At 65.2% G+C, this 17,123-nt stretch carries 15 protein-coding genes; 3 read left to right on the top strand and 12 right to left on the bottom strand.

The features are described 5' to 3' along the window. The first annotated feature begins 53 nt into the window (after positions 1-53). Entirely contained in the window at positions 54-1,556 is a 1,503-nt protein-coding gene (locus tag GRI59_RS08230) for a helicase HerA domain-containing protein (protein ID WP_160760738.1), read from the top strand. Between the two features lie 37 nt (positions 1,557-1,593). On the opposite strand, the gene GRI59_RS08225 is transcribed toward GRI59_RS08230, so the two are convergent. Together GRI59_RS08225 and GRI59_RS08220 are read right to left on the bottom strand one after the other, a co-directional pair. Continuing rightward, on the bottom strand, positions 1,594-2,613 hold the full coding sequence (locus GRI59_RS08225) for a fatty acid desaturase (RefSeq protein ID WP_160760737.1): 1,020 nt from the start codon (positions 2,611-2,613) through the stop codon (positions 1,594-1,596). 247 nt (positions 2,614-2,860) lie between these two features. After that, positions 2,861-3,658, bottom strand: coding sequence for a transglutaminase domain-containing protein (locus GRI59_RS08220; RefSeq protein WP_160760736.1), 798 nt, complete (start codon positions 3,656-3,658; stop codon positions 2,861-2,863). Between the two features lie 230 nt (positions 3,659-3,888). Here GRI59_RS08220 and GRI59_RS08215 point away from each other — a divergent pair, with 230 nt between their 5' ends. Then, on the top strand, positions 3,889-4,437 hold the full coding sequence (locus GRI59_RS08215) for a pseudouridine synthase (protein ID WP_160760735.1): 549 nt from the start codon (positions 3,889-3,891) through the stop codon (positions 4,435-4,437). Between the two features lie 15 nt (positions 4,438-4,452). Here the strand turns inward: GRI59_RS08215 and GRI59_RS08210 are convergent, their stop codons facing one another. Both GRI59_RS08210 and GRI59_RS08205 read right to left on the bottom strand, forming a co-directional pair. Next, positions 4,453-5,598 carry a cupin domain-containing protein gene (locus tag GRI59_RS08210; RefSeq protein WP_160760734.1) on the bottom strand — a complete coding sequence of 382 codons (1,146 nt, stop codon included), beginning with the start codon at positions 5,596-5,598 and terminating at the stop codon, positions 4,453-4,455. Further along, positions 5,599-5,928 carry a DUF6481 family protein gene (locus GRI59_RS08205; protein ID WP_160760733.1) on the bottom strand — a complete coding sequence of 110 codons (330 nt, stop codon included), beginning with the start codon at positions 5,926-5,928 and terminating at the stop codon, positions 5,599-5,601. A gap of 450 nt (positions 5,929-6,378) precedes the next feature. Here GRI59_RS08205 and GRI59_RS08200 point away from each other — a divergent pair, with 450 nt between their 5' ends. Then, positions 6,379-8,556: a TonB-dependent receptor domain-containing protein gene (locus tag GRI59_RS08200; protein ID WP_160760732.1), complete on the top strand. Its 2,178-nt coding sequence runs from the start codon at positions 6,379-6,381 to the stop codon at positions 8,554-8,556. A 24-nt stretch (positions 8,557-8,580) separates the two neighbouring features. On the opposite strand, the gene GRI59_RS08195 is transcribed toward GRI59_RS08200, so the two are convergent. From GRI59_RS08195 to GRI59_RS15995, 8 genes are read right to left on the bottom strand one after another with little or no spacing between them, the layout of a single operon-like run. Continuing rightward, positions 8,581-9,507 (bottom strand): alpha/beta fold hydrolase, encoded by a 927-nt coding sequence (locus tag GRI59_RS08195; protein ID WP_202390940.1) that lies wholly within the window; start codon positions 9,505-9,507, stop codon positions 8,581-8,583. Positions 9,508-9,545: 38 nt separating this feature from the next. Next, positions 9,546-11,102, bottom strand: a complete 1,557-nt coding sequence (locus GRI59_RS08190; protein ID WP_160760730.1) for an ABC transporter substrate-binding protein — start codon at positions 11,100-11,102, stop codon at positions 9,546-9,548. Then, positions 11,099-12,742 (bottom strand): serine hydrolase, encoded by a 1,644-nt coding sequence (locus GRI59_RS08185; protein ID WP_160760729.1) that lies wholly within the window; start codon positions 12,740-12,742, stop codon positions 11,099-11,101. The genes GRI59_RS08190 and GRI59_RS08185 overlap by 4 nt, the downstream gene beginning before the upstream one ends. Next, positions 12,739-13,512, bottom strand: coding sequence for an ATP-binding cassette domain-containing protein (locus GRI59_RS08180; protein WP_160760728.1), 774 nt, complete (start codon positions 13,510-13,512; stop codon positions 12,739-12,741). Before GRI59_RS08180 ends, GRI59_RS08185 begins: the two co-directional genes overlap by 4 nt. Beyond that, positions 13,509-14,318 (bottom strand): ATP-binding cassette domain-containing protein, encoded by an 810-nt coding sequence (locus tag GRI59_RS08175; RefSeq protein ID WP_160760727.1) that lies wholly within the window; start codon positions 14,316-14,318, stop codon positions 13,509-13,511. Before GRI59_RS08175 ends, GRI59_RS08180 begins: the two co-directional genes overlap by 4 nt. Beyond that, positions 14,315-15,130, bottom strand: a complete 816-nt coding sequence (locus GRI59_RS08170; RefSeq protein ID WP_160760726.1) for an ABC transporter permease — start codon at positions 15,128-15,130, stop codon at positions 14,315-14,317. Before GRI59_RS08170 ends, GRI59_RS08175 begins: the two co-directional genes overlap by 4 nt. Continuing rightward, positions 15,127-16,128, bottom strand: coding sequence for an ABC transporter permease (locus GRI59_RS08165; RefSeq protein ID WP_160760725.1), 1,002 nt, complete (start codon positions 16,126-16,128; stop codon positions 15,127-15,129). Before GRI59_RS08165 ends, GRI59_RS08170 begins: the two co-directional genes overlap by 4 nt. Continuing rightward, entirely contained in the window at positions 16,128-17,093 is a 966-nt protein-coding gene (locus tag GRI59_RS15995) for a CPBP family intramembrane glutamic endopeptidase (RefSeq protein WP_337190248.1), read from the bottom strand. The genes GRI59_RS08165 and GRI59_RS15995 overlap by 1 nt, the downstream gene beginning before the upstream one ends. Between the last annotated feature and the right edge of the window lie 30 nt (positions 17,094-17,123).

The raw sequence follows: 17,123 nt of genomic DNA, 5'->3' as shown, positions 1-17,123 counted from the left end.
AAACTCTGGCGTCCGCCCTTGCCTGCCGCTGCCGTCTCCCTAATCCCTTGTGGGTGAGCGCACATATTGACATCGGCCAGGATTCAGGGCGGCAAAAGGTCACGATTGACCTTGAGGAACTGCTCGCGACGCGCCTGCTGGTGCAAGGCAATTCGGGCTCGGGCAAGTCGCACCTTTTGCGCCGTTTGCTGGAGGAATGCGCCGGGCAGGTTCAACAGGTGGTGATCGATCCCGAGGGCGATTTCGTCACGCTGGCGGATGCGTTCGGCCATGTCGTGATCGACGGCGCAGCTTATTCCCCGCGCGAGATCGAGGCCCTGGCCGGAAGGGTACGGCAACACCGGGCCTCGGTCGTACTGACGCTGGACGAGCTTGAAGTGGAGCAGCAGATCCGCTGCGCCGCACTGTTCCTGACCGCACTGTTCGATGCCCCGAGGGAGCATTGGTATCCCGCGCTGGTGGTGGTTGACGAAGCGCAGATGTTCGCGCCTGCCGCCGCGGGCGAGATGAGCGATGAAACCCGCCGGCTCACGCTGTCTGCCATGACCAACCTGATGTGCCGCGGGCGCAAGCGCGGGCTGGCCGGGATTGTCGCGACCCAGCGCCTCGCCAAGCTGGCAAAGAACGTCGCGGCTGAAGCGTCTAACTTTCTGATGGGGCGTACCTTTCTGGATATCGATATGCAGCGTGCGGCTGACCTGCTCGGTATGGACCGGCGTCAGGCTGAACGGATACGCGATTTGCAGCGCGGGCAGTTTCTGGGGCTTGGCCCGGCGATCAGCCGCCGTCCGGTGGCCGTCAATGTCGGCCCGGTCCGCACTGGAGGCCGCAGTGGCGGCGGCGGTTTGCTTCCGTTGCCGGAGGCCGACGGTGACGCCATGGAGGCGCTGCTGACCGATCGGCTGGCCGAAGCGGTCAGCGATACGGGCATCCGTCGTCCGCCGCCTGCGCCCCGCCCCGCAGTTGATATTGAACAAGCCCTGCGCGCAGTGCCGCCCCTGCAGCTCGCGCCCAAGCCGGTGCCGCTGACAGACGTTACCCCATCGGCTCCCAAGCCTGCCGCTCCGCCCGAGCCCGCCATGCCCGCAGCTAGCGCCGAGGATGTGGTGCGCGAACTCGCGCTCAGCGAAGGCGCGACCTTCCGGCCCGCGACCGCTCTGTTCCGCGATTTCGCGATCCGGTGCCGCCAGCAGGGTGTCGCCAGCGCACAGATCGACCTTGCCCGCTTCCGCCGCATGTTCGCCCGCGAAATTGGCGGCTTCAGCCGCCTCGAAGGCGCTCTGCGTGACAGGGTCGAAGCAATGATCGCAGGCGTGGATGACGATGTGCTCGCGCCCTATCTCGCCATGCTTGTCGCCGAGGTACTAAGAGAGCCGATGCCGGACGAGGAAGAGCTCGCGCGGCTCTATGGCAGCTCTTCGCCCAGCCGCATCCGCCGCTTGCTCGACCATCTCGAGCGCAACGGATTGATCGTGGTGCGCGAAGAATTCGGCGGAGAGCGGGTTATCACCGTCCCCGGCTTGCCCGACTGCGAAGGTACGACCAAAGCCGCCTGACCGCAGGCAAAGCGGGTAGCCCCGCCCTGCCTCGGGTTTAGCCCGCTGCGGCTTCCCGGAAGGTGACCAGCCTGCGCTTGTCCTCGTCCCACAGGGTCAACAGCAGCGGGCTGAGCGTTTGGGGCACCGTAAAGCGGTTGAGATCACGCAACTGCGGATGGGCCTTCAGCACCTCTTGCAAGCGATAAAACGGGATGCGGCTCGCGAGGTGGTGAACGTGGTGCACGCCGATATTGGCGGTGAACCAGCGTAGCGGCTGCGGCAGATCAAGGTGGGAGCTGCCGCGCACCGCTGCCTCATGGAAGGTCCAATGCCCGCGCCGGTCCCAGTGTGCATCCTCAAACTGGTGCTGGATGTAGAACAGATAGACGCCGGTCGAAGCAGCGATCAGCAGCGCCGGGAGCACCACCAGCAGCGTCGTCCCCAAGCCAAAGGCGTAGATCAGGCCAGCAAGGACACCAGCGGTCGCCAGATTGGTCGCCATCGAGCTGACCCAGTAGATCGATCCTTCTTTCATCAGGCCAATCGGCAAGCGATGACGGATCAGGAACAGGTAGGCCGGACCGACCCCCAGGAGAATCAGCGGGTGGCGATAAGCGCGGTACAAGAAGCGTTGCAGCGGGCTGAGCGCCTGAAACTCCTTCACCGTCAGCGTGTCGACATCGCCAAATCCGCGGGCGTCGAGATTGCCGGTGTTCGCGTGATGGAGCGTGTGCGACCGGCGCCAGCATTCATAGGGCGTGAAGGTCAGCACGCCGAGCGCGCGACCGATCCAGTCATTGCCGGCCCGTTTGGTGAGGAAGGCGCCGTGCCCGCAATCATGCTGGATGATAAACACCCGCAGCAGCAGCAACCCTGCCACCGGTGCCAGTGCCAGCGCCGCGTAATAGCCAGCGTCGATGGCGAACAGCATCCCGATAATCACCGCGAGGAACGGGACGATAGTAATCGCCAGCTCCCAAATGCTCCGCCCCGTGTGTGGCTTGATGAAGGGCTTGAGTTGCGAAACCAGCTTTCGCGGTTCCAGCGAAACAGCGTCCGCAGCGGCCGCGGACATAGGAGCGTGCATTAATTCTCTTCCCAAAACAGCAGAATTCAAAACCTGATACAGGCATCTCTGCCAAACCACCAGCCTGCGCGGGGCTAGCAAATGCAACTATTCTGACGCATCACACAGCGCGAACGAGCACCGGCTGCGCATCGTGCATCGCCACGCATTGCCAGTCCCTTAAAGTCGACCGCATCATGCCTTTCCCAGACGTCAAAACCGAGACAAGTGGCCGCTTGGCATGCTTGAAGCGCGGTCAATCGGCGGCAGCTATCGGGCTGACTTCGGCAACCGTGACGTTCTGGCTGTTCATCTGTAGCGGCCCGAAGGCGGTCAGGAAGGCGACATCGCCAATATCGCGGCCTACCCCGATCAGGACGGTTTCACTCGCCTTGGCCATGTCGGTTGCATCGACAAGGTGCCATTCGCCATCGAGGAACACTTCAACCACGGCGTGGAAATCAGGCGGGGTCACGCCGAGCGCGTAAACGCTGGCGATCCGGGCCGGAATGTCGGCGGCGCGGGCGAAGGTGATCATCAGATGCGCGTAATCGCGGCAGATGCCCTCGCGGCCGTGGAAGGTGTCGACCGCGGTCGTATCCGAATTGCTGGAGCCCGGCACATAGGACAGGTGCCCGGCAATCCAGTCCCGCATCGCAGCGATCTTGGCGCCGCCCTCCAGCGCGCCGAATTCGGTCTGCACCAGATCGACGAACTGGTTTGACGGGCAGTAGCGCGAGGGAAACAGGTAAGGGGCAGCCTCACCTGGCAAACGGTGAAACGGCACGGCAGGCAGGAGCGCATAATCGACGGGGCCGCGGTCGATCGTGACGGTGGCTTGATAGTCCACGAGCATCCGCCCGCCAGTGCGAAGCCAGATGCGCTCACCGATGTGGTCCTGCGCTGCGACGCGGCCGAAATAGTCATGCGGCGTGACCGTGATATGCGCTTGCTCAATCCGCTGCCCGGCGATTGCGGCAGCCTCCACTTGCAGCAGGACATCGCAAGGTGCCTCGAACCAGTAATCAAGCTGCACGTTGATTTGGAGAGTCACGATCAGCGTTCCATTCGCGAAAAAGATGCCAAGGGGTGCCGCGGCCAGTACCGCAAGAACCCCGCTAGCCGGTGCATTGTTTCTGAAGTGGTAGAAAGAATCAGCACGCCGCCAATCGCGTCTTGCTAGCGCGGGCCATTAACGCACCGCAGGCTTGCAGGCCAGCCTCCCCGCACGGTGCATACCGGGGCTTGGAGACAAATTCGCTGCCTGCGGATATAGGCTCCGGCATGGCCCGGCTGATCCTGTTCAACAAGCCCTTTGGGGTGCTCTCGCAATTCACCGATCGCGGGTCGGAGACGGTGCGTGCGACCCTTTCGGAATTCATTACGGTGCCGGATGTCTATCCCGCCGGTCGGCTCGACCGCGATAGCGAGGGGCTCCTGCTTTTATGCGATGATGGGCGGTTGCAGGCGCGGATTGCCGACCCACGGTTCAAGCTGCCCAAGACCTATCTGGTTCAGGTCGAAGGCGAACCGCAGGACGAGGCCTTGGCGGCTTTGCGCAAAGGCGTCCGCCTTAAGGACGGCATGACCTTGCCCGCGGAAGCCGAGCGGATCGATCCGCCCGAATTATGGCCGCGCAATCCGCCCATTCGCGAGCGCAAGTCGATCCCCGATAGCTGGCTGAAGCTCACGATCCGCGAAGGTCGCAACCGGCAGGTGCGCCGGATGACGGCGGCGGTCGGCCTGCCGACCTTGCGGTTGGTGCGCTGGTCGATCGGCGACTGGACCGTTGCCGGGATCGCCCCCGGCGAATTCACCGAAATCACGGTCTAGTCAGCCGCGCGGGCGTCAATCCTCGGCTTCGAAGGCGAGGCTGCCCGCGTTGACTAGCAGCGCGATCACCTCCAGCGTTGCGGGCGCGCTGTTTGAAGGCACTGCAAGCTCGGTTTCGGCGCAAACCCGTTCGGCAAACCGAGCCGTGTCATCACTGCACGCAATGCAGAGACCGTCCACAAACAGCAGAAGCGATGTGTCCGTCTCGCGGATCAGCGAGAACCGGCTGGCGGGATTGCGCACCAGCGTCATGCCGGCGGCCAGCCGCTGCTGAACGTCATCCGCGTCTTCAGCGTGTTCCGGACGCCAGTCGATCTCTGGGTTTTTGGGGGTGGTGTTGTATTGACCGAACCACCGGGCAAACCGGGTCTTGTCGAGCAGGGTCTCGGCAATCATGGCCTGCAACTGCGCAAGCGCCTCCGCACTGATTTCACCCGGATTGTCCTGCTGCAACAGGTGCGGATCGGCATAGCGATCACTGTCCGACAGATCGGGAATCATGTCATCGGCCCAGGCCTCGATCAGTTCCGCACGCGATGGGGCGCGAAAGCCGATTGAATAGGTCATGCAATCGTCCCCGATCGCTACGCCGCGATGGGCTACGCGCGGCGGGACGTAAAGCATGTCGCCGGGTTCGAGGATCCATTCCTCGGTCGCCTGGAAATCTGCGAGCAGACGCAAACCGTCATGCGCCAACAGCTCGGTATCGTCATCGCACAGCGCGCCAACTTCCCAGCGGCGGCGGCCGAGGCCCTGCACCAGAAACACGTCATAGTGATCGAAATGCGCGCCCACTCCGCCTCCATCGACGGCATAGCTTACCATTACGTCGTCGATCCGCCAATTGGGCACGAAGCGAAACGGGTCCAGCAAGGCGGCAACGCTCGGCAGATGGTGATCGACCGATTGCACCAGCAGCGTCCACGGATCGCGGCCCGCTTTGGCGAAGCGGCTTTCGGGCACCGGACCATGTTCCAGCTCCCACGCGTGATCCCGGCGCGTGATGATGCGCGATTCGACCAGCGGCTCGCAGGCAAGGCCCGCTAGCTCGTCAGGGTCGACCGGATTGGTCCAGCAGTCCCATGCCGAACGGATCAGCAGCGGCTTTTGTTGCCAGTAATCCTTCAGGAAGGCGGTGACATCGAAATTGCTCAGCTGCATTCACTTGCGGCTTTTGCGGGCGGCATAACGCGCATCGCGCGCCGCCTTCTGCTCGGCCTCGGTCTTCTTGGGAGCGTCGGCCTTTTCGCTTTTCCGCAGCGCTTCGGCGCGCTTCTCCTCGAGCAGACGCTGCTTTTCCTCGCGCAATTGCCGGGCTTTCTCGCTCTTTTCAGCGGCAAGCGCTTCACGCTTTGCGCGGCGTTCAAGCCGTTCGGCCAATTCGGCAGCGTCCGGTTGGGGCGCGGCCTTCATCTTTTCCAGAGCCTTGTCCTTCGCCCGGGAAGAGGCCGCAGCTCTGTCCTGAAAGCTCGGCTCTTTAAAACCTCTCATCGGTATTTTCTCCTGCCGGTATGCCAATCGCAGCACGGCCAAATTGAATGACTACGGGAAAACCCCGGCGGTGGCGGTGTCTTCGGCGCCTGATGGCAACCGGTCGTATCCGCGCCACGAAGATACGCAGATCAAATGCTCACGGCTCGGCCCCTAGAGTATCATGGCCCAGATCAACAGGCCTGATCAGTGGTGATCATGCAATATTGCTCTATGTGTAAAAATATATGGCGCATCGCCAACGGTGAGATGCCCGTCGCGCAACATCCGCAACCTTGCTGCAAACCCGACGGAACGAGGCCGCCGCCACGACCCCTGTGCAGCCAGCTTTCACCCGAAAATCTCCCTCGGCCGCCTGACTTGCAGACGCCAATTGACAAAACTCAAAAAATAATCTGATTATGTTATTGTCGCAGCCACGGGACGCGCTGCTGCTATAGGGAGGGTCACGTGACCAGATCAGCATTGATGTCGAGTGCAGCAGCGGTATTTCTCGCGGCCAGCCCGGCGGTCGTCGCCGCACAGGATGAGGCCGCAGCAGCCGCGGACGCCGATACTCGCGCCACGACCGGCGAAATCATCGTCACCGCTCGCAAGCGGGAAGAGCGGCTCGTGGATGTGCCCGGGCCTATCACTGCGCTTTCGCCCACCACGATCACCGATGCCCGCCTGCAGGAACCGCGCGATCTGCTGTTGCAAGTGCCTGGCGCCTTCCTGGTCGAGAATAACGCCGGGACAGCGCGAGACATCTCGATCCGCGGAGTCGGCACGCCGACACTGTTCGCCGAACCGGGCGTCGCGATGTATGTCGACGAGGTTTATTCGAGCGGGTTCATCAGCTTCCCCACCCAGTTCTACGACCTCGAACGAGTCGAAGTGCTGCGCGGCCCGCAAGGCGCTCTGTACGGGCGCAATGCCGTGGGCGGCGCGGTGAATGTAATTTCCAAGCGACCGACCGACGAGCTTTCCGGGATGATCCGCAGCACCGTCGCGCGCTATGACCGTAGCGAGGTCGAGGCGATGGCGAACCTGCCCGTCGGCGACAGCTTCGGCGTACGCGTCTCGGGCCTTTATATCGATCAGAACAAGGGCGAGTATCTCAATACCGTCACCGATGAATTCATCGACAAGCAGGATTCGATCAGTGGCCGCGTCGTCGCCAAGTTCGATCCGGGCAGCGGGTTCAGCGCAACCCTGATCTACGAGCACACCGATGCCGACACGCCCGGCACGGCGCTGTTCTTCCGCGATGCGGGCGAGACCCGTCGGACAATCCGCCGCGATACGCAGCCGCGCAACAGCTACAACGTCGATCGCCTCGCCGCCGAACTCGCCTACGACAGCGACAGCGCGGGCACGTTCACGCTGATTGCCGGGGGTCGCGATTACAAGCTGCGTGGGACCGAGGACACCGACCTTTCGGACAACATCATCCCCGATCTGGCCACCGGCAATCTCGGCCAGCAGGTCACAACCCGCTTCAACCGGGTCGAAAGCCGCTTTGGCGAATTGCGTTGGCTTTCGCCGCAATGGGGCGGGCTGTCGGTGCTGGCGGGCGTCACCTATCTCGATGAGAGCGCGACCGGCGACATCGCCACCGATCTCGTCAGCATCCGCACCTTCCTGGGCGGCGGGACGGTGCCCTTCGTGCTCGGGATCGCCAATGACCAGTCGCTGGAATCCTGGGCCGCGTTCCTCGAAGCCGATGTCGACCTCGCGGATGACGTCAGTGTGATCGCGAGCGCGCGCTACACCGACGACACCAAGCGGGTGAACTTCGCCTTCAACCCCACGCCGGCGCTCGCCGGATTCGGGCTGGTGCCACAAACCGCCAACCTGTCGCGCGGGTTCAGCCGCTTCACGCCGGGCGTGACGCTGTCATGGACACCGGGCGATGCGAATATCTATGCCAAGATCCAGACAGGCTTCCGCGCTGGGGGCTTCAACTTCAACGTCGCCAATGCCGCGAACCTTGAATACGGGCAGGAAACCTCAGTCAATTACGAGCTCGGGGCCAAGACCACACTCATGGACGGCAAGGCGCTCATCGGAGTGTCGGCCTATCTGCTGACGCAAGACGATGTCCTGGTCCCGTTCTTCGATTTCACCGCCGCACCGGGCCTGCAAGGCTTCCTTGCCAACGCCGGCAAGGCCGAAACCCTGGGGATTGAGCTGGAGGGCTCGGTCACGCCGATTGAGGGCGTAACGCTGGGCGGCACGATTGGTTGGATGGACCCCGAATTCACCAGCGGCACCTTCATCGCGGGACTGGCAACAGTCACGCCGCTCGACGGGTTGCAATTGCCCGCGACACGGCGGTGGAGCTTCTCGCTCAATGCCGAAGTGCGCCGCCCGCTGTCGGACCGGATCGATGTGATTGCCAACGCTGCCTATGCGAGCCGCTCGGGCGGGTTCCAGGACGTGGCCAATGCCTTCCGCACTGGCGACATCGATCTGCTAAACTTGTCGGCAGGGCTCGATTTCGGGAAGTTCGATGTGCTCGCCTTCGTCCAGAACGCCGGAAACGACCGCTTCGATATTGCGTTCGGCGGCAACCGCAACGGCACTTCGGGCGTCACGCAGGCGCCCGGGACGACCTATGGCGTATCGACGCGCGTAAACTTCTAACGGGTCGCGGGCCGGGGCGGGCGTTCAACCCGCCCCGGCTAGCCGCGCCAGCTCGGCAATGATCGGGCGGCACAGCTGTTCGTCATTCCAGCGATGCCCGGCGGCGGGGACGATGTGCAGGCGCGCATCGGTCCACACCTGCGCCAGATCCCACGCGCTTTGTGGCGGCGTGCACATGTCGGACCGTCCGGCGATAATCGCCCCGGGGATACCCGCCAGCCGCCTCGCATCGCGTAACAGTTGATCGGGCGCGAAGAAGTAGTCATGCGCCTCGAAATGCGCGAAAATCCGGGCAGATTGCACGGCGGCATCGGTGATTCCACACGGGTCGTCCCCGGGCGCGGCGGGCCACAGGTCGAGCGTCTGGCTTTCTGCCATGCCAAGGATGTGCGCCGCCGGACGGTGGATCGCGGGATCGGGATCGAGGATGCGGTGTACGAAAGCGCTGCGCGGATCGCCGCGCTCGGCTGCGGGCAGCCATGCGTCGCGCGCAGCGAAGACCTCGGGAAAGACATGGCCCCCACCCTGCCACCACCACCACACGTCAAATGCCCGCGCCAGATAGACCCCGCTAACCACCAGCCCCGCAACCCGCTCTGGATGCGCCTCGGCGTAAGTGAGCGCGAGGGTCGAGCCCCACGATCCGCCCAGCACGATCCAGCGCTCGAACCCCAGATGGTCGCGCAGCCGCTCCATATCGGCGACCAGATCGGGCGTGGTGTTATGATCGAGCGCGCCTGCGGGCAGCGACTTCCCGCAGCCCCGCTGGTCGAAGAACACACCTTGCTGGCGGTCCGGATCGATCAGACGCCGGTAATAGGGCCGGATTGACCCGCCCGGCCCGCCATGCACCACCACCACCGGTACGCCAGCCGGGTTGCCTGTCAGCTCCCACCACACCTGATGCCCGTCTCCGCAATCGAGATGGCCGCAAGCGCGCGGGTTCGCCACAGGGGGGAAGAAGACAGTGTCCTGCCTCAATGGCCATCTCATCGGGCGGGTTCCTTTCGGGTCAGACCCGCCAGCGGCAGAGCGAAGCTCTGATAGGGGTCGATGATCACACCGCTAAGGTCGGCGCGGTAAGCGATGATCGGGTTCGCGCCAAAGATCATCACCAGAGGGCGATCGGCGCGTAGCTTGGCATCGATCTGCCGCAAGATCGCCGCGCGCGCCTCAGCGGAGGGGGTGGCCGCCGCCTCCAGCAGCCAGCGATCAACCGCAGGGTCGGCATAGCCCGACACATTGGTGCCATTTGCCCGCGCGCGGCCCGATAGCAGCGCCTCCAGCATCGCGGTCGCTTCAGGCGAGTCCAGCGTCCAGGCATCGTAGATCAGATCGAACTCACCCGCCTGCGCCAGCGCCACCATCGCGCCGGGCTGGCGGCGTTCGATCACCACGTTGATCCCGGCCCCGGCGAGGTTGGACTGGATGAATTCCGCCACCGGCCCGAGCATCGACACCATCAGCCGCACCGGTTCGCCCTTGTATCCCGCCGCTTCCAGCTCGCGGCGGGCGGCAGCAAGTTCGCGTTGCGGGGGCGGTTCGGCGGGATCGTAGCCGGTTGAGCCAGGCGGGATATAGCCCGCAATCTGCACCGCATTGCCCTTAAGCACCTGCACCCGCAGCGCCTCGTAATCCAGCGCATGGGCAATCGCGCGGCGCAGATGAACATTCGCCAGCGGCCCTTTGCGGGTGTTGAGCGTGAGGAAGGACTGCGACGGTCCGCCCGCAATGCTGGTAACTGCGACGCGCTCCAGCCCGCGATAGCGCTCGGTAAAGGCCGCCGGGACCGCCACGGTAAGGTCAATATCGCCGCGTTCGAGCAGCAGGCGGCGCACGCCTTCATCGGGCAGCGCGACAAAGCGCGCGCGGGTGAACTGGCGCGGCGGCGCGGCGGCGCGGGGGTTGGCCGCGAGCGTCACGCTCTCACCCGTGCGCAGTTCGGTGAGCATATAAGGACCGGAGCCTGCGCTACGCGACGATAGCCAGAGGCGGGCATCGGCATCGGCATCGCCCGCCCCGGCGAGCGCCGCCCTGCGGTTGATCACCGAGGTCGCCGGATGGGCAAGCAATTGCAGCGCCAGCGCGTGGGGCCGTTTGAGTAAGAGGGTCAATGTGCGCTCCCCCGTCACCTCGGCGCGCTCCAGCCATTCGAGGAAATAGGCCGAGCCCAGTCCCAGCCGCTTGACCCGGTCGAGCGACCAGACCACGTCTGCGGCGGTGACCGGGGTGCCATCGGCGAAGACGCGGCCGTCTTTCAGCACGAAATCGATCCGCAAGCCGTCAGCCGAAATCTGCCAGCTCTCCGCGAGTTCGCCCTCGATCTCGGGCTGGCTCGTGCCAGTACGAAACCGCAGGAGCTGCTCGTAAAGCTGATCGATCATCGGAAGGCCAGCGCCGGTGGCGCCTTGTGCCGGATCGAGCGACTGCGGCGGGAAGGCGGTGGCGACGACCACGGTGCGTGCGCGGTCCTCGACATCGGGCTCGGGAATGCAGCCGACGAGCGCCAAAAGCATCGCGGCAATTGCGAGCGTGCGGGTGATCATGGCGCGTCTCCGGTGAGCAACGTCGGTGCCGCCAGTCCCAGCTCACGCCATTGTTCAGCAGCGGCGGGTTCAATCCGATCAAGCGTGATCCGAAGCAAGCGCAGGAAGCTGAAGGAGACACGGCTCACCGCGCCGTCTGTGCCTAACTCGAAGCGCAGATGCACTTCGCTGGGCGCGCCGTCCGGCGTCGTGCAACGGAACAGTGCGCCGCTAACCGGCACCAGCGGCCAAACTTCCCCGCCCGGCCAAACGGGGCCGGTGGACACCCGCATCACGCCGCTGTTGTCCGCTTTGATCGTCACCGGATGCGGCAAGGTGGCGCAGGCATAGGTTCCGACAATGGCCTCGGCAGGCAGCGCAGCCGCATCGTCCACCCGGCGGTAGGTCACCGCGTGATTGCCCTCGTACCGCGTCAATTCAGCCGGGGGCGTGGCGGTGTTGGGGGCTTCGATCACGAATGGTTCGACGCCAAGCGTGCGGCGGAACACGCCATCTTTCCCGCGAGGCATCCGCCGTCCGTCCACCGCGATCTCTCCGGGGCCGCCCTTGACGCTCAGCGAGGCAATCGTCTCCACACTGGCATAGGTCGCCTCCCACAGCGGCTTAGGGGCTGCACCGAGCAATGCTGGCGTAGCGCCCGGATCGGGCGGCAAGCCGAGCGCGGTCACCAGCATTTCGCGCGCACGCTCGTAGACATTGGCATCGGTCCGGTTGGCGAGGATGATCACGGCCACATCCTCTTCCGAGGCAAACAGATAGTCGCTTGCCCAGCCCGAATGCCCGCCGGCATGGCCAATAACCCGCGTACCACTCAGCAACTGGTGCACAAAGCCATGCGCATAACCGCTCAATGAGCCGTCATTATGCGGCACCACAGCCGCCAGCCGGGTGCGCCACCCATGCGGATTGCCACGCAGCCAGCGGTGCCAAGCAATCATGTCGGCAAGCGAAGCGATCACCCCGCCGGGTGCTGCCTCTACCGATACGGGATCAACGGGGACAAACCCCTCCCCCGATCGGGCATAGCCGATCGCCGTTTCAGGCAGGCGGTGCGCGAGGCCATCATCCAGCACCGCGCTCGCCATCCCCGCCGGATCGAAGACGTGCCGCTGCATCAAGCGCGCCAGCGGTTCGCCCGTCGCCCGCTCTGTCACAAGATGGAGCAGCACGGTGTTGGCATTGGCGTAAAGCGTTCGCTCACCGGGAAGGAAGTTCAGCTGACGCTGAGCCAACAGCAGCGCCAGCAAAGCCTGCGAATGCTCGGCCAGCCTCGCCGCATCCCCCAGCGCCAGCCACACCAGCGGGTAGGTCTCGGGAATGCCGCTTGTCATAGCCAGCAGCTGCGCCAGCGTTGGGTCCGCCTCGAAGCGGTGTTCCGGCACATGGTGGGAGAGGGGATCGGTGAGCGCCAGCTTCCCGTCGTCCTCCAGCGCGGCGAGCGTAAGCGCGACCATCGGCTTGGTGATCGAAGCAATGCGCATCCGTGTCGCAGGTGTCAGCGGTGCAGTGGTGTCGAGCCGGGCGAGGCCGAAACACCCCTGCCACGCCACAACATCGCCATCTAGCAGCGCGGCGACACAGCCCGGTGCGGCGGCAAAATCCTGCCCGGCGAACAGCGCGTCAAGCGCCGACGGGTTCACCGCGTCGCTCCCGGCATCGCGGCGATCAGACCTTGGGTATAGGGATGCTGGGGCGCGGCAAACACCGCCTCGGTCGGCCCGCTTTCCACAATCTGCCCGGCAGTGATGACATGCACATAGTGGCACAGGTGGCGCACCACATCGAGATCATGGCTGATGAACAGGTAAGCCAGCCCGCGCGCCTCTTGCAGCGCCAGCAGCAGGTTGAGGATCTGCGCCTGCACCACCAGATCGAGCGCCGAGGTCGGCTCGTCGAGCAGCAACAGATCGGGCTCGACCGCCAGCGCGCGGGCAATCGCGACCCGCTGACGCTGTCCGCCCGAAAGCTCGTGCGGACGGCGCGCAGCCAGCGCGGGATCGAGGCCGACATCGGCCAACAATGCCGCCACCCGCTCGCGGCGTTCGGCGCGGGTGCCGATGCCGTGGATCGCCATCCCCTCGGCAATGATCGCGCCGATGGTGAGGACAGGGTTGAGCGAGCCGACCGGGTCCTGAAAGACCATCTGGATGCGGCGGCACTGTTCGCGGCGGCGCGCACCGGGGGTGATCGGCACAGCTTCGCCCGCCAACCGCAAGGTGCCGGTCGCGCCCTCGGCCAGCCCGGCGATGACCCGCGCGAGGCTCGATTTGCCTGAGCCCGATTCGCCGATCACGCCGACACACTCGCCCTGCGCGACTGACAGGCTCACCCCGTCCAGCGCTGCGAACCGCGCAGCGCCGCGGCGATAGGTGAGCCGCGCGTCGGCCAGTTCCAGCATCGCGGCACTCATACTTCGGGCACCGGCAAAGGCGTGCGCTGCGGGGTGTTTGCGGGCAGCGCTGCGATCAGCGCACTTGTGTAGGCATGGCGGGGCGCGGCCAGCACGTCGGCCGCCATCCCGCTCTCCACAATCGCGCCGCGCCGCATCACCGCCACTCGGTCGGCATAGCGGCGCACCAGCGGCAGGTTGTGGCTGATCAGCAGCACGCCTGCGCCTTCATCTCGCGCCCGCGACACCAGAAGATCGAGCACTGCCCCTTGCGCACTCATGTCGAGTGCAGTGGTCGGCTCGTCGGCGATGATCAGCTTCGGCCCGAGCGCGAAGGCGAGCGCGATCAGCACCCGCTGCAACTGCCCGCCGCTCAGCTGGAAGGGATATGAAGCAAGGATGCGCGGCGGATCAGCGATCATCACCGAAGCGAGCGCGTCCTCAGCCAGCCGCCGGCGCGCGCCCGCATTACCCTTGCCATGTTGGCGCAGCACGAGGTCAAGCTGGCGTCCGATCCGCAGCGTCGGATTGAGCGCGGCCATGGGCTCCTGCGGGATCAGCGCGATGGTGCTACCGCACAAAGGGCGGCGGCTTGCGGGCGGCAAGGCCAGCAGATCATCGCTTCCCAGCATGATCCGCCCTGCCTCGACACGCGCCGCCGGATCGAGAAGGCCGAGCACCGCCATGCCGAGCGTAGATTTGCCCGACCCGGATTCGCCCACCAGCCCCAGCACCTCGCCCGCCGCCACAGCCAGCGATGCGTCCCGCACCACCGGCACCGCGCCATAGGCGACCGTCAGACCCTCGATGGCCAGCAGCGCGCTCACCGCCCACCTCCGCGCGGATCGAGCCAGTCGCGCAACCCATCGCCCAGCAGCACGAAGCCCAGCGCCGAAACCGCCACCGCCAGACCGGGGAGCACAGCGGCCCACCACTCATACATGATGGTGTTGCGCCCCTCGAAGATCAGCGCGCCCCATTCGGGCGTTGGTGGCTGCGCGCCCAGCCCTATGAACGACAGCGCCGAAGCTGCGACCAGCGCGGTACCGAGCGCGGTCGAGGCCAGCGTGGCGAACAGCGGGGCGATATTGGGAAGAATGTGCACCGCCAGCAGCCGCCAGGCCGGCGCGCCATTGGCTCTGGCGGCGAGGACGAAAGGCCGCTCGCGCAAGGACAGCGCCTCGCTACGGAAGAGCCTGAGGTAAAGCGGCACGCCCAGCCCGCCGAGGATCAGAACAAGGTTCACAAGGCTCGGCCCCACCGCCGCCGCCAGCGCCAATGCGATCACCAGCGACGGGATGGCGAGCGCCACATCAACCAGCCGCATCGCGATCCGGTCGACCCAGCCGCCCGCTAGCCCGACCGCGCAGCCGAGCAGCGCGCCCGCGCCCATGCCGATCGCGACGATGCCGAACGCAACGCCGAGCGAGGTGCGCCCACCATAAAGGATCCGCGCAAACAGATCGCGCCCGAGATTGTCGGTTCCGGCAAAGTGCCGCGCCGAGGGCGCCTCAAGGATCGCGCCGGTATCGACTTCGTTCGGGCCATAGGTGGTCAACAGCGGCGCAAGCAGCGCCAGCAGCGCGATCAGCGCCACGATGACGCCGCCAATGGTGATAGAGCGCCGCGCGTTGCTCATGCCGGGCGCACTCGCGGGTCGATGAGGCCAAGCGTGATGTCGGCCGCCGTATTCACCAGAACATAGGCAATCGCTGTCAGCACCGCGAAACCCATGATCACCGGGAAATCGAGTGCGAAGATCGATTGCACCACATAATGCCCCGCCCCCGGCCAGCCGAACACGGTTTCAAGGCTGACGGAGCCGAACAGCATCATGGCAATTGACGCGGCGACTAGCGTCACCAGCGGGGTCAGCGCGTTACGCAAGGCATGGCGCCACAGGATCGTGCGTTCGCTAAGCCCGCTCGCCCGCGCCATGCGGACATAGTCGGACCCCAGCACCGCGCGCATCTGGTTGCGCACCAGCCGGGCGAGCGGCCCCGCCTCCAGCAATGCGAGCGACAGCACCGGCAGGGCGAGGTGAGCTGATGCTGCGGAAAGCGCCCGGAAATCGAGCGCTATCAGCGCGTCGATCAACAGGAACCCAGTCACCGCAGGCGGCGGCTCGCCGGTGAAGCGGCCAGAAGCGGGAAACCACTCAAGTTGGCGATAGAACAGGATCACCATGACCAGCCCGAGCCAGAACGCCGGCACCGAAATTCCCGCTACCGACAGGCCCGATACCAGCCGGTCGAGCCACCCGCCACGCTTCACCGCCGCGCCGATGCCGAGCGGAATGCCGACCAGCAGCGACAAGAGCAGAGCGCTCCCCATCAGCTCGATTGAGGCGGGCGCGCGGGCAAGGATTTCGTCCAGCACCGGCTCGCCCGAGACGTTGGAGGTGCCAAGGTCAAACCGCAACAGATCGCCGAGATAGCGCGCATATTGCTGCCACAGGGGGAGATCGAGGCCGAGTTCGGCGCGCAGGGCTGCGACCGCATCCGCCGAGGCGGCAGGACCTGCCATCATCCGCGCCGGATCGCCCGGGGCAAGGTGGGCAATCGCAAAGGTGATGAGCGACACGCCGAGCAGCACCAGCCCGAAAAAGGCCAGCCGTTGCAGGACGAAACGCGCCATCACCCCGGCTCGCGGTCGACATCAGAGGGCAGTCGTCCGAGCTGGCGACCTGCAACCATCACAATTATGATTGCGAGCACGAACAGGATCAGCGTGCGCAGGTCGAGCACGCCGAAACTGGGCGCGATGTGGTCACTCAGCGCCTTGGACCACAGGTTCGTGCCGCCATGCACCAGCACCGCTGGCCAGACCGATCCACCCGCCAGATTGACGCAATATCCCGCGACAATTGCGAGCGCGAGGCATAGCGCCCAGAACACGCCTTGGGTCACCAGAAAGCTCGCTGGATCGACGCCGCCCATAAGCGTCAGCACCTCGCGCGGCAGGTGCCACGCCCAATGCAGCGTGCCCAGCAGCAATGCGGCGCGCAGCGGGTGCTTCATCGTCGCTTGCAACAGCGGCCAGGCAAAGCCGCGCCAGCCCAGTTCCTCCAGCGTCCCACCCTCGTCCATCAGGAGGCCGAGAGCCGCGCCCAGCAGCACGCTGCCGCCGAACATCGCCAACCGATCGGTGATGGTTGTACCCGGCCCCGCAACGAAATCGAAGGCAGCAAAGCCAGCCGCATAGACCGCCAGCATCCCAGCATAGACTGCGACAGCACGGCGCGGAGTGGTCGCTTGACCGACGGGGCGCAGCCTTCCAGCAAGCATCGTAAGCCCGCCCCCCCCGCCTCTCGCCGCGATGACAACAGCGGCGATGCTCGGCGCGGCGGCGAAAATGAACACGCCCAGTAGATCGGGCCGCGCCAGCGCATAGGGGAGCATCGAGGCGATGTTAATATACTGGCCGCTGGCATAGATGCCGGTGACCATCTCGCCCAGCGTCCCCGCCGAGGCTGGATCGGTGGTGAAGCGAAACACGGTCCAGACCACCACCAGTGACGCGATCAGCAGCGCGAGCAGGTAGAAGGCAAGCACGGGCCGCCTTTGCGAAAACCGGTTCATCTGATCCCCCGATGCTGACACGCGAGGCTAACCACCCCACGCCGCAAGGGC

The sequence above is a fragment of the Erythrobacter ramosus genome (assembly GCF_009828055.1).
Classification (GTDB): Bacteria; Pseudomonadota; Alphaproteobacteria; order Sphingomonadales; family Sphingomonadaceae; genus Erythrobacter; species Erythrobacter ramosus.
Note: the sequence above shows the minus strand (reverse complement) of the source record. Positions and strands in the feature narration are given on the sequence as shown.

Bases quoted from the DNA above. Each gene is read 5' to 3' on its own strand.
- GRI59_RS08225 (WP_160760737.1), bottom strand. From the start codon at position 2,613: ATGTCCGCGGCCGCTGCGGACGCTGTTTCGCTGGAACCGCGAAAGCTG.
- GRI59_RS08215 (WP_160760735.1), top strand. From the start codon at position 3,889: ATGGCCCGGCTGATCCTGTTCAACAAGCCCTTTGGGGTGCTCTCGCAA.
- GRI59_RS08210 (WP_160760734.1), bottom strand. From the start codon at position 5,598: ATGCAGCTGAGCAATTTCGATGTCACCGCCTTCCTGAAGGATTACTGG.
- GRI59_RS08205 (WP_160760733.1), bottom strand. From the start codon at position 5,928: ATGAGAGGTTTTAAAGAGCCGAGCTTTCAGGACAGAGCTGCGGCCTCT.
- GRI59_RS08190 (WP_160760730.1), bottom strand. From the start codon at position 11,102: ATGATCACCCGCACGCTCGCAATTGCCGCGATGCTTTTGGCGCTCGTC.
- GRI59_RS08180 (WP_160760728.1), bottom strand. From the start codon at position 13,512: ATGAGTGCCGCGATGCTGGAACTGGCCGACGCGCGGCTCACCTATCGC.
- GRI59_RS08170 (WP_160760726.1), bottom strand. From the start codon at position 15,130: ATGAGCAACGCGCGGCGCTCTATCACCATTGGCGGCGTCATCGTGGCG.
- GRI59_RS08165 (WP_160760725.1), bottom strand. From the start codon at position 16,128: ATGGCGCGTTTCGTCCTGCAACGGCTGGCCTTTTTCGGGCTGGTGCTG.